This is a genomic window from Fulvivirga sp. M361 (assembly GCF_007097395.1).
In the GTDB taxonomy this organism is placed as follows: domain Bacteria; phylum Bacteroidota; class Bacteroidia; order Cytophagales; family Cyclobacteriaceae; genus Fulvivirga.
Genome location: NZ_VKDC01000013.1, coordinates 66233 through 79519, shown reverse-complemented (window position 1 = coordinate 79519; position 13287 = coordinate 66233). Strand labels below are relative to the sequence as shown.

At 41.0% G+C, this 13287-nt stretch carries 10 protein-coding genes and 1 tRNA gene; 2 read left to right on the top strand and 9 right to left on the bottom strand.

Translation table 11 applies throughout. The features are described 5' to 3' along the window. Positions 1-333 precede the first annotated feature (333 nt). The 4 genes from FNH22_RS15765 to FNH22_RS15750 are packed head-to-tail and all read right to left on the bottom strand — an operon-like array spanning position 334 to position 8082. Positions 334-933: a hypothetical protein gene (locus tag FNH22_RS15765; RefSeq protein ID WP_143399374.1), complete on the bottom strand. Its 600-nt coding sequence runs from the start codon at positions 931-933 to the stop codon at positions 334-336. A gap of 17 nt (positions 934-950) precedes the next feature. Further along, positions 951-4775: a PKD domain-containing protein gene (locus tag FNH22_RS15760; RefSeq protein WP_143399373.1), complete on the bottom strand. Its 3825-nt coding sequence runs from the start codon at positions 4773-4775 to the stop codon at positions 951-953. A gap of 53 nt (positions 4776-4828) precedes the next feature. Further along, complete coding sequence (locus FNH22_RS15755) at positions 4829-7390, bottom strand: ABC transporter permease (RefSeq protein WP_143399372.1); 2562 nt, start codon at positions 7388-7390, stop codon at positions 4829-4831. Further along, on the bottom strand, positions 7390-8082 hold the full coding sequence (locus FNH22_RS15750; RefSeq protein ID WP_143399371.1) for an ABC transporter ATP-binding protein: 693 nt from the start codon (positions 8080-8082) through the stop codon (positions 7390-7392). Before FNH22_RS15750 ends, FNH22_RS15755 begins: the two co-directional genes overlap by 1 nt. 213 nt (positions 8083-8295) lie before the next feature. Here FNH22_RS15750 and FNH22_RS15745 point away from each other — a divergent pair, with 213 nt between their 5' ends. Continuing rightward, positions 8296-8913 (top strand): arylesterase, encoded by a 618-nt coding sequence (locus tag FNH22_RS15745; protein WP_143399370.1) that lies wholly within the window; start codon positions 8296-8298, stop codon positions 8911-8913. A 103-nt stretch (positions 8914-9016) separates the two neighbouring features. After that, a complete protein-coding gene (locus FNH22_RS15740; RefSeq protein WP_143399369.1) occupies positions 9017-9463 on the top strand; it encodes a BLUF domain-containing protein in 447 nt (148 codons plus the stop codon). A gap of 393 nt (positions 9464-9856) precedes the next feature. Here the strand turns inward: FNH22_RS15740 and FNH22_RS32935 are convergent, their stop codons facing one another. The 5 genes from FNH22_RS32935 to rpsA form a co-directional block, all read right to left on the bottom strand. Further along, complete coding sequence (locus tag FNH22_RS32935; protein WP_370513185.1) at positions 9857-10003, bottom strand: DUF5615 family PIN-like protein; 147 nt, start codon at positions 10001-10003, stop codon at positions 9857-9859. A 59-nt stretch (positions 10004-10062) separates the two neighbouring features. After that, entirely contained in the window at positions 10063-10188 is a 126-nt protein-coding gene (locus tag FNH22_RS32670; protein ID WP_255518069.1) for a DUF5615 family PIN-like protein, read from the bottom strand. Positions 10189-10205: 17 nt separating this feature from the next. Then, complete coding sequence (locus tag FNH22_RS15730) at positions 10206-10487, bottom strand: DUF433 domain-containing protein (RefSeq protein ID WP_255518068.1); 282 nt, start codon at positions 10485-10487, stop codon at positions 10206-10208. 126 nt (positions 10488-10613) lie between these two features. Next, positions 10614-10684 (bottom strand) — tRNA-Cys (locus tag FNH22_RS15725). A 128-nt stretch (positions 10685-10812) separates the two neighbouring features. Next, positions 10813-12981, bottom strand: a complete 2169-nt coding sequence (rpsA, locus tag FNH22_RS15720) for a 30S ribosomal protein S1 (RefSeq protein ID WP_255518067.1) — start codon at positions 12979-12981, stop codon at positions 10813-10815. Between the last annotated feature and the right edge of the window lie 306 nt (positions 12982-13287).

Genomic DNA, 13287 nt, shown 5'->3' with positions numbered 1-13287 from the left:
TTTATGCAGGACTCTCTCGAACATTCTATTTTCAAATTTTGTTACCGGGTACTGGCAACGCAGCATATAGTTATTTGATTATCATCATATTACAAGTGTACTTAAAAAACGCCATTTCTCAACCGTTTATTACGAATCGAGCTGTGGTTACGAGATAAAACCTCAAAAATGGGATAAACTCGATGATTTTGAGGTTCAAACAGCAAAACCTCCCATAAAAAGGGTATTTAAAGGTCAAAAACTGACTTTTGCTATCATTGATTAGCTCCATCCAGTCCCAGTCGTCAAGTGCATTATGCCCCGGACTCTTTGCACTCTGCTTTTAAATGAAGTCTAATTTCTGAGCCTGCCTGTAAATACACTCACCTTTGGATTTGAAGGATTTCCTGAGGTCCTTCTAAAAGAGACTACCTGCCCTACATGTCCTAAAGCGTCAGCCACCGGCCCGTTGAGTAGGTTCCAGAAGGGATATTCAGAAGTATTTTCACCTCGTTTAAAGATTACCTTCAAGGTTTCAAACTCAGCGTCATTAGTCTTCCGTAAAACATCACTTGCCTCTTTCAGGTTAGTCAGTGTTCTTCTTCGTTTCTCTTCAAAGGTCAGTTCACTATAATTGACACCACCTTCATTTGGGACTTTTCTTGCCGCATTTATGATGTTTGTCGACAGACTCAGGATATGGTCCAGGGTTTCATCGGCGCTTCTTGACTCAGTGGTAGGTCTAAATGCCAGGTCTTCAACACGCAAACCTTCAGTAGCCCAATAATAACGAAAACCAAGACCGTCAACCATCCTGGCCGCCACACTGCCTGCTGAATATTTTTCCGGATAATCAGGTATCTCCTGGTAAGGTAATATTAGTTGATCTTTTTTTTGTGCATTGGAAATGAAGCCTAGCAATAGCAGTAGTGATAAGGTAAGAATAACTTTCATATAGTGTTTATTAAAGATTATTTAATAAGATGGACCCAACCTTTACAGGTAGCTTCATTCTCCATGTTAGCTTCATAGTAATACACTCCTGCAGCCTGACCCTCTCCGGCCCATTCATTCCGGTAATCATCGTTTTCATAAATTGCGCGTCCCGAACGGTTAAATATTTTAAGCGAAACCTTTGACGGAGCAAGGATCACAAATGTATCGTTATCACCAGGTACGGATGGAGTTAATACGTTCGGTACTGCTATACGACTTATATCCACAGTTTCCCGGGCTTCATAGGTACAAAACTCTCTGACCGCTTTAAGCCTAACGACAAATTCTCCGGCTTCTTCATAATTGTATATCAATGTTTCTTCGGTACTGGTATTTCCGTCCCCCAGATCCCAAATAAATTGAGCATCCGGATCGTTCATGGTGTTGATAAGTTCTATGGAGGGTTCCGTCCAACAGTCAAAATTCCTTGAAACAGTGAAATCTACCGCTACCTCGGGCACTACCCGAACATCTACAGAATCCACCTCATCGCATAAGGCGGTACGAAACGTAATATAATACCTTGTATCCTCTTCTGGCCGGACGACCGGACTACGCTCAGCAGAAGCGAACGTACCGTCAGAACTACTCCACGCATAGGAAGTAGCTCCTCTTGCTTCAAGGCGTATTTCGTCTCCAAAACAGATTTCGATGTCATCCAATAGTGAAAATTCAGGGTCTACTACTTCTACCGTTTTAAAAGCAAAATTTTCTGATGTACAGGTTGTAGGGTCAAAAGCACGTAGCCTGACCAGATAAACACCGCCGGAAGCGTATTGGTGTGTAATAAAATCGGAATTCATACTTGTTGTATCCGTACCGTCACCAAAATTCCAGTCATATTGTATACCCCCCCTACTGAAGTTCTCAAACACCAACGGTTCACCAAGACAAATAGAAGAAACACCAGGGGCATCAAAATCCAATGAGTTTGTATTAAAGTCAGCCTCCAGTAACGCCAATACCTTTATATCTACAGAGTCCACCACTTCGCATGGAGCTTCACGAAAAGTGACATAATACCTGGTATCCATTCCTGGTTTTACAACAGGATTTTGATCAGAAGAGGTAAACGTACCATCAGCACTGACCCAGTTGTAGGATGTGGCGCCTCGCGCTTCAAGGCGTATTTCTTCTCCAAAACATATTTCAGCATCATCCATTAGTACGAAATCCGTTGCTAACACCTCGATAGTCTTAAAAGCAAAATCTTCTGAAATACAGGTATTTGGGTCAAAAGCACGTAACCTTATGGTATATATACCTTCAGCACTATAGTTATGCACTATAAAAGTGGTATCGGGACGAGTGATATCTGTACCATCACCAAAATCCCAATCGTATATTCTACCACCTATACTCCTGTTCTGAAGTACTAAAGGTTCACCGAGACAGATGACAGAAACCCCCGGATCATCAAAACCCAATGAGTTCGTGTTAAAATCGGCTTTGAGCGAAGCCAGATCAAACTTGAAAGAAGCGTTATTGCAATTGCTGCTGAGATTAGACCTGGACCAGGCATTGGGCGTAGCAGGAAAGTCATTTCTATTGCCACCACAGCCTGCACATACAGCATGATAAACCACTCCGCTTTTATCAAACCGACTGGTACCTCCATCTACATGAGTATTGCTGGTTGTCCCTCCGAAAAATGTGCCGTAAAGAAAGCGCTCTGCATTTCCCGACAGTACCATAAGGTAAAAATCATTGCCAGAGGTCAATCGATCAAATGCATCGCTGGAAGTGGTCAGCCCCTGGGTATTTCCTCCTACGAAATTCCTGGTGGAAGTTCCTCCGCCTGGTGAAAGGGCTTGTACAGAATTCACGTTGCCACCCCAACCCGCCAGATATATATTATTGCATTCGTTGACCAGAAAAGCAGTCGGTGAAATATTCGGTGTATTACCCCCGGAGCCAAACGTTGTAGAAAAAGGTGAACCACTTAGATCGTTACTGAACTTTTGTAAGAACTGACCACCATTGGGTTCACTATATACGCTTCCAAAAACAGGGTAAATGCCTTGGGTCTGACCGTAAACAAAAACGTCATCATTGGTATCCAGATCAATGAAGTATGCCTGATCATAAGCCGGAGTGCCTAAAAAGGTACCTTCATTCGCAAGGTCTCCACTTGCATTGATCTTACATATCCAACCATCAACATTACCCGAAAGTGTATTTTGCCAGCCATTATTTAAACCGGAAAAATCAGCACTGGTAGTCCCTCCTGCTACCACAATTTCATCAAGTGAGTTGACCTTGACGGAATAGGCGGCATCATCTCCTGACCCTCCTAAAAATCGTGCCCACGACACGGCCAAATCAGGTGTTAACTTTACTACGACGGCATCAAGGTTACCTCCATTGAAGCTATTAAGGATATTATCACCACTCTGGCTCAAAAAGTCCGAAGAAAGGGAGTTAGAAACTACGTAAGTGTTATTGTTATCATCAACAAAAATATCACCTCTCAGTTGGTCACCGTAGTTCCTTGCCAGCGGGCTTTCTCTTATGCCTACCTCAGGTCCTCCAGGTGCATCTATACTTCCGGAAATAAAGTTTATCCCATCGTTCTTACTTCCTCCCAAATAGGTGGATGCCAACAAGGTGCTCCCATCTGGACTTAATTTAGCTACAAACAAGTCAGCTCCATTATATTGCACTCCTCCTAAGGGTACTACGTTATCCCCGCCCTCAAAAACTGAGCCATTAGTTACCGGAAAATCAGCTGAACTGGTTGCACCTAAAACTAATAAAGAGCCATCATTTGTCGTCACCACACTTTGAGGTGTCTCTGTTCCGCTACCTCCCAGATAAGTGGCATACAACAGGTTGCTGCCGCTAGAATCGTACTTCAACAGCCCGACATCCCAAACACCACCACCGAAACTCTCCTGGTAGACCCCTGTGGTGATTGGGTAACTGTTTCCTCCGCTTAATGTCGTGACCATTCCTCCGGAATATAAGTTTCCGGATTGGTCATAGGATGCCGTATTGCCCCAGTTATCATACGTCGACCCGGAATAGGTCGAAAAAATCAAGAGGGGGTCTATGACCAGATCATAACAGTTATCATAACCTCTTGGAAACCCGAACCCGACTATTCCATCTTTAAGCTTATAAACACACTTTACTTCGTGTACTTGTCCCTCTATGACCTGATAGGCATAGGGCTTTAACTCAGTCATATAACCCACTTCTGTTTCCACAATCAGATTACCTTCTTTCAGACTAACGTTATGGGCCGCTTCATATTGGAGCGCGATTTCATCTGCATTACCCCCTGGATATACTGTCATATCGTATTTCAGGTAATCCTGATATTGATAGAACACCAGGTCTATATTCTCATAAATACCTCCATAAAGTACCGATCCGTATGTACTTGCCTGACTGATCCAGTCGTTCGGGTTATTTCCTCGTATAAAGTTTACCTTTGCTGTACCTGGCTCTTTGCCTTCAATACACTCAGGCTCCATTGAATTCAGGAAGTTTAAGTAATATGAATGACTGGTCACCTTTTCAGTGCCATCATGAACACTTATTTCATGCTGATTTTGTGCTTCATAAGGGTTATGGGAATGCGATGGATGGCCTAGAGATGCAGCATCCATAAAAGAAAACAGTATTCTATTCTTCTCAAAGAAAGCGCTACCATGGCCAAGTGAATTTTTAAAAAATACATTTGCCGGCCATTGCCCTTTATTTTCCATAAAAACAATGCCTGGAGGTGCGGCCTGTACCATGAATGGTACCAGTACGTAAAGCGCCAACAGTACAAATATTATTTGTCGTCTCACAATTCAAAAATATTTGAACTTTGCAATATAGCCCAACCTCAAATATACTGATTCTACACTTCTTTTCGCAGTACTTCCAGCGGAGAACCATTGACAGCATCACGGGTATTTAACCAACCGATCAGTACAGTTAAAAAGATAACAGTTAACCAAATGACACCCAGGCTGATCAGATTAGGAAAAAAGATTACCTCAAAAAACCAAATAGATAACGCCCATCCTGAGATCAGGGACAAGCCTATGCCGGCAAAACCTGCAAACAACCCTAAATAGGCATATTCAAGCGCCGTCATATGTCGAATTTGTTTTTTTAACGCACCTATAGTCCGCAATAAAACATTTTCTCTGAGCCGGATGAATTTGCTGTTAATAACTGCGCCGGCCAATACAACCAAACCAGTAATAATGGAAAACAATGCCATAAACTGAATGACAAAAGCCACTTTATCAAAAAACTCATCTATCGTACTCAATATCACTCTCAGATCAATCACCGATACGTTTGGATATAAAGTGATCAATTCGCGTTGGTAAATGGTAGCCTTACTTTGTGCATCGATCCGTGTGGTTAATACATAGATCTGGGGTGCTTCTTCCAAAACTTCGGTCGGAAAAACAAAAATGAAATTAGGCGGATCACTCGGCCAATCAACATCGCGAATACCTGCTATAAAAGTAGTGATAGGTACGCCTTGCACATCAAATACCACAGTGTCACCGACTTCTACTTCGAGATTTTCATGCATCCCTTCGGAAATAGTCACATAAATACTGTCATTAGATACATGTTGAAGTTCTCCTTCTATCAATTCCTCAGAATTGGTCAGTGTATCGCGATAGGTTACACGGTATTCACGGGTTATTGCCCAGTTCGGAATGGCATCTGTTGTATCACTTTGGATGGCCTCAACGCTCTTACCATTGATATTTTCTATTCTGCACGTAATGATCGGCACCAGTTGCTGCACAGGAAGGCCGTTATCTTTGGTAAGTTGTACTACCTTGTCACGTTGCTCCGGTTGGATGTCAAAAAGGATTGTATTGGATTGGTTTTCTTCACCGATAAATTCCACCTGGTTGAGCAGGCTGTTTTGAACAATATTAAGCGTAGAAATCAAAAACGCTCCAAGCCCTATCACTACTACTAAAACAGTGGTTTGATTATTAGGCCGGAATAAATTGGCTAAGCTCTGTCTCCAAACAAAACTCCAGTGAGTGGGAAAGTACTTTTTTACAAGCTTTATCAATCCCCAGGAAAGTAGTGTCAGGCATGCAAATGCTAACGATAACGCTGCAAAGAAGAAAAAACCAAGCCTAAAGCTTCCCGACTGGTAGGCCGCAAATAAAAAGGGGAACAATATGATCAGTAGGATGACTACAATTCTGGTTTTTGATCTGTTCTTTAAAGGTTTGAAATTGGTCCTCAGTACGGTAAGGGGGGGTACATAACGGACCGAGATCAAGGGCAGAACAGAAAATAGTATGGCGATTATTACCCCTAGCAACATTCCCTCTAATATGGCCTGCCATGCAATGCCAAGGTCAAGTTCTAATGGTATAAACTCCTGTAACAGTGCTGGAAGTGCATATTGGACCATTAACCCTAAGAGCACGCCTAAAAGGCTGCCTATGAAGCCAATCGCTGCAGTTTGTATAAAAAAAATGTTGAAAGTTTGCCAGCCGGAAGCGCCTACACAACGCAAGACGGCTACCGTATTTCTTTTTTCTCTTACATAAATATGGACACTACTTGCCACCCCTATACATCCAAGGATCAATGCCATAAAAGCGAGCAGGTTAAAAAACCGGTACAGGTTATCAAAGCCATCTCCAAGATTGTTCTTTCTTCCTTCTACCGTTTCATAAGAATGTCCGTATTTACGTGTTAATGGTTGTATCCTGTCTACCAACGCGTCTGTAGCTTTGAGATCATCTGTTTTGAAATACCTCTTGTGGTTTACACGACTACCATAACGTACTAACCCGGTAGAATCCAGGTAGTTCATAGCAATGTAAACAGAAGGGGTAAAAGTAGCCTGAAGTCCACCTCCACCAGGTATTTTACTCACCGATCCTGCTATCTTAAATGTAAGTCCCCCTACTCTCAGAGAGTCATCGGAACTCACATCATACTGTTTGGCAAGGTTTTCATCCAGCATGGCGTAGGGTCCGGATTTCATCAACTCAACTGCATTAGCAGGGGAGGTTTCTATTGTGCCATAAAAGGGGAAATCACCTTCCAGGGCTACTATTCGTGCTAAGCGTGTACCAGGAGTACTGGTCATAAACATCACCATTGAAGCCATACTCGCTTCACTTGCCTGTTCCCCGGCGATAGAATCAAACTGATCTGTAAGTTCTTCTTCAAATGCTTTATTAGCGTTAATGACTAAGTCGGCCCCTAACAAATCCTTGGCCTGGTCATCAATGCTGCTTTGCAAATTAATATTGAAAGAATTAATGGAAACAAGGGCTGCTATACCTATAATCACGGAAGAAATAAATAAAAAAAGTCGCCCAAAATTATTTTGGGCATCTTTCCATGCCATTTTCCAGACCCACCTGTCTTTAAAAACGTGATTTTTCTTTTTCTTGATTTTTATAACGTACTCCATCACGAGGCTTTCATCGACTTCTTATCCATTATTAACTTACCTCCTTTTATTTGTACGATACGCTGCGTATTTTCAGCTAACTCCATGTTGTGGGTTACCAATACAAGGGTAGTTTTTAGTTCCTTGTTAATGTTAAAAAGTAGATCCGTTACCACCTGCGCTGTTTCTTCATCGAGGTTACCGGTAGGTTCATCTGCAAACAGTATCTTAGGTGAGGTGATGAATGCCCTGGCAATGGCCACGCGCTGCTGTTCTCCTCCGGACAGCTGAGAGGGATAGTGTCCGAGCCTGGCACCCAAACCTACACGATCCAACAGTTCCTTTCCTTTTTCTCTAAAGTTTCTTTCCCCTCTTAATTCCAATGGGACAGTGACATTCTCCAACGCTGTAAGAGTAGACAGTAATTGAAAGTTTTGGAAGATAAACCCTACATGTTGATTACGTACATAAGCACGATCATCTTCATTCAGTGCATTTAATTTTATTCCCACTAAAGATACTGTACCGCTTGTAGCCAGATCCAGACCTGCGCACAAACCAAGCAGCGTCGTTTTACCACTGCCTGATGGACCTACAATAGATATCGTCTCACCTTCTTCAATATTAAATGAAACATTATCTAATACAGTAAGTTGTTGGTTATCTGTTACAAAAGATTTGGTCAGATTTTCGACCGAAAGTATAATTGACATAATTAACAATAAGTGATGTTTATTAAACGCACTTTTGCGATCAAATGGTTATTTTTATTTTATCAAGGGTTAATTTATGGTCTAAATTTTGAAAGAACTCTTAATGAAATGTTAAAACTGAAAAGCTATCGCAATACAAACCAAGTTCATTAAACCTGATACTTTTTCAGTTATTCCACGTAGAAGTTAAATAAAACACCTGAATTGAAGTTTATGAGTAGTACGCGTGTTCTCTTACTTGTTCTTATAATTATTCCAATTGTAAGCTTTAAAACCGAGAAAAAAACTGTCGTATTTTTTGGGGATAGTATTACGGCAGGTTACGGCTTGTCAAAAGAACAGGCATATCCATCTATTCTCAAATCTCAACTGGAAGAAGAAGGGGTGGATTGCGAAATTATTAATGCAGGTTTAAGTGGAGAAACTTCAGCGGGCGGACTGTCCAGGGTTTCATGGATACTCAAAAAACCCGTTGACATATTTGTATTGGAATTAGGTGCCAACGATGCGTTACGCGGTCTTCCTCTGGATGTGACAAAAAGTAACCTGCAAAAAATTATGGATAGGGTAAAAGTAAAAAACCCTGAAGTCATCTTTATTATAGCCGGCATGATGGTGCCTCCTAACCTGGGTGATGAATATGCCAAAGAATTCACATCCATTTTTCCGGCATTGGCAAAAGATAACAATACTATTCTGGTTCCTTTCTTACTTGAAGGTGTGGCAGGAGATGAAAACCTGAATTTACCTGACGGTATCCATCCAAATGCAGACGGACACCGCATCCTGGCAGATAACGTCATGCCTTTCCTCAAAAAGGCGCTGCAATAATACCTAAAGAGCCGTTTAAGTGTATTAAAAATATCCTGACAGTTAATATCAGGAAGCACACTTAACCAGAATTTTTTTGTTGATTGACATTATTTTTTAACCTATAAATTTATATATCATTAAATCTTTATACAGTATTATTTACAAGAGTGCAGCCAGGCCTGAGCTTTCTAAGAAAGATCTAAAGGAAATATCCAGGGTTTCATCTTCCAATAATGCAAAGGAGGGTATAAGCGGAATGCTGCTCTATGTAGAAGGTGAGTTTTTACAGCTATTAGAAGGGGAGAAAGAAAAAGTACTTACCACATTTAGTAGAATATCCATCGATGGCCGGCATACAGACATTAATATAATATGTGAAAGTCATCAGAAACAAAGACAATTCGAGGAGTGGAATATTGGATTCTACTCATTGACAGGCAAAGAATTTCAGGACAAAACAGGCTTCAAAAGTATAAAGAGTTATTTTGAAGCAGACAAGTATCAGGATGAGATCATGTTGGTATTTCTACTCAAGCAGTATGCTGAATTGGCTAATAAGCAAACCTGACAACACTAAACCCTGTGATCCACCACAACGACCTTCCGTGAATGCAGGATAAGCCAAAGAGCCTGGATGGGATAGGTACTTGGTGCTGGGTATCAGACGCTGGTAAATAAGGCCATAGCCGGTTTGACGGAGAATGCCTGTCACTTCATTGAATGCATATACAAACGTAACCCGATCATTATTGTCTGAAGAATAGAGGATAGGGCAAAAGAGGGGAATAAAACGAAACCAAAAACCTCAGGATATTGCAGTCAGGGTTCTTTTTGAAGTTTGTGTCACCTCTGGCACCAGTTCGAACATTTTATACGATTTACACCAGTTAAGAAAGTTTATGGAAGAATACGGTTTGTTGCCTGATGCTGCTTAATTGAATACTATTTGATATGAGGAAAATCAAAAAACCTGTAGGATCCCAATATCCGAACCCTTATCAAATGCCGAAATATCAGATTTCCTTTTTATCAACAGATCTGCAATTGATTGAGTACTTTGGTTTCCTGTTCTAAGTAAAATTATTTTAGGAGAAAACCCTTTACTCAAAAGTAGATTAAGGAAGTCTTCATCATTTGTTACATCAACTAACGCTTCTGAGCATATTCTCAAATTTCACTATCCTTTGCGGGATAATTCTTCATCACATCATCAACATGAAACACTTGATCAAATTGAGAACTCAACTTTTTTATGAGTCTCCAAGACAGATTAGCATCTAAAAGAAGCTTCATTTAGGCTGCTATAATCTTTATAATTTGTTCTCTGTGTGCTGCAAAAAAAGGCTTGCTCTAATATGCTCCAGCTTGAGCTTTGGGTAATCCTCTAAAATTTCTTTCTCACTCATTCCAGATACCAACCAATTCAAAATATCAGATATAGCTATTCTAGTCCCTTTAATGCAAGGCTTCCCAAATCTTATATCCGGGTCAATGGAGATATATTGAGTAACATTATTCAATATTATAAGGGTACGGAAATTATGTATTAGTTGTTTGACTTTAATATAAAGGTCAAATGCATAACTACACATCTACAGTGTGAAACAAAAAGACAATCTGTCAGCCAAATAATTTTTACGTGAAGTTGGGAGCGAGTGCGGGTTTAGAGAACAAAGTGAGAAGACTTACTCTCGCTTGTCATTCTCACTCTGTTAAAGAGGCGCTGAGCGGATTCGAACCGCTGTAAAAGGTTTTGCAGACCTCTGCCTAGCCGCTCGGCCACAGCGCCTTAATCGTTGGCAAATCTATGAATATTCACATATTGTTCAAACAAAAAATAGAACATTGCCTTTTTATATAGAAAAAGAAAGGTGGCTTAAATGCCACCCTCCCAAATCTATTACTTTTCAAATGACTTTATTCTTCTTTTTTGTCCTTTGAAGGCTCTTTTTCTTCAGCAGTTGCAGTAGGCTCTTCCTTTTTAGGCTCAACCTCTTTGGGTTCTTCCTTTTTAGGTTCAGCTTTCTTTTTTTCAACCTTAACTTCTGTCTTGCCTTCCATTTTATCCTTCAAGGCGCTCAATGCTTCAAGATCTCCCAATGTAGACTTTTCTGACTCATTGTTTATCTTGTTAATTGCATTTGATTTAGCAGGACCTTTTTTACCTGCGGAAGGCTTAGGAGTAGGCTTCTCTTCTGTTTTAGAATAGATGGCCTTATGTGACAACACAATACGTTTGTCATCTTTAGAGAATTCCAATACCTTAAAATCAACAGACTCACCAGCTTCTACTTTGGAGTCATCTTCCTTTACAAGGTTTTTAGCCGAACAGAATCCTTCAATCCCGTAAGGCAACTCAAGTGTAGCGCCTTTTTCGTTTACATTGATCACAGAACACTTATGTACTGAACCCACTGTAAATACAGTTTCGAAAGTATCCCAAGGATTCTCTTCCAGATGTTTGTGACTTAATGCCAGTCTTCTATTGTCTACATCCAACTCCAGTACGATCACCTCTAATTCATCACTTACCTTCACAAATTCTGAAGGGTGCTTGATCTTTTTCGTCCAGGAAAGGTCTGATACGTGCACCAAACCATCGATTCCTTCTTCCAGTTCGATAAACAGGCCAAAGTTAGTCAGATTTCTCACTACTCCTTTGTGTTGTGTACCTACCGCATACTTAGTCAGCACATCAGGCTTGGTCCATGGATCTTCTGTCAATTGCTTAATACCCAATGACATTTTTCTTTCTTCCCGATCTAATGTAAGTACTACAGCTTCCAGTTCATCTCCAATGTTAATAAAGTCCTGTGGGTTTCTTAAGTGCTGTGACCATGACATCTCTGAGACGTGTATCAACCCTTCAACGCCAGGCTGTATCTCAAGGAATGCACCGTAATCGGCTACGTTCACTATCTTACCTTTAACCTTTGAACCGATGTCAAGGTCTTTGGCCAGTGAATCCCAAGGATGTTCAGTAAGCTGCTTCATACCCAGAGATATTCTCTTCTTGTCTTCATCGAAGTCAAGAACTACTATCTTCACAGTATCATCAAGGTTCAATACCTCTTCAGGGTGGTTAATTCTGCCCCATGAGATATCTGTAATATGGAGTAGACCATCCACACCTCCCAAATCGATGAATACACCGAAATTGGTCATGTTTTTGATTGTACCTTCCAGCACCTGTCCTTTTTCAAGGTTATTAAGTATTTCAGCTTTTTGCTGCTCAAGATCTTTTTCAATCAGTACTTTATGTGAGACTACTACGTTATCGTTAGTATAGTTGATCTTGACAACTTTTACTTCCATGGCTTTATCCACGAATACGTCAAAGTCCCGGATAGGCTTCACATCGATCTGTGAACCCGGAAGGAATGCTTCTACACCAAATATATCTACGATAAGTCCCCCCTTAGTTCTTCTTTTCACAAAACCTTCTATCACAAGGTCATTTTCGTAACTCTTGGTGATCTTATCCCATGCCTGTACGATTTTCGCTTTTCTGCGGGAAAGTACCAGCTGTCCGTTCGCGTTTTCCTGCTCCTCAATAAATACCTCTACCGTATCTCCTACTTTCAATTCAGGCAGGTCACGAAATTCAGAAGTAGCCACAAGGCCATCGGACTTAAAACCAATATTTAGAATGACATCTCTATCGTTAATTCCTACTACTACGCCTTCTACCAGCTCTTTCTCTTCAATAGTAGTGAGCGTATCGCCATATACGGCTGCCATTTCATCACGCTCTTTTTGGGTATAGCCTTCACCAAAGCCTTTGGTTTCAAACGCATCCCAATCAAAATCTTCTAAAGAAACAGGATCGTTTGCCGGCTCTGATTTAGGAGCAGACGTTTCCGCTGCTACAGGTGCAGCCTCCGCTACTTTTTCCTCAGCAACGGGCTGTGCCACTTCTTCTTTTTCAGGAGCAGTTTCTGCTTCCGGTGCTTCTTTTTCAGCAGCAGCTTCCGTTACTGTTTCTTCTTTAGCCGTCTCCGCATTTTCAGTAGGTTGCTGAGCTTCTTTTTCTTCAGATGAAGCATCAACTTTGGCCTCTTCTGCGGTAGTTTTTTCTTTTGCCATAATGGTAATCATTGCCCTTTATACATGCCATCCACGGGCAAAACGGATAACAATTTTGTTTACGTTAATAAGCAGCTATCATTCGCTGCAAACCCCACTCTTTTGAAAGGGATTGCAAAGTTAGCAAAAAGTAAGGAGAATTTATATAATTATATGGATTTGAAAGTGAGCAGGCAGACCTTGTCGTTCCCTGTCCCCCTGACATCTTGTGTTGTGTCAATGATTAAATCATGTAACCGGAGATAAGTTATGAATAACGTTTGTGGGAACCAGGGTTATTTAACAAGTTGGCGGTAAGTAATATTC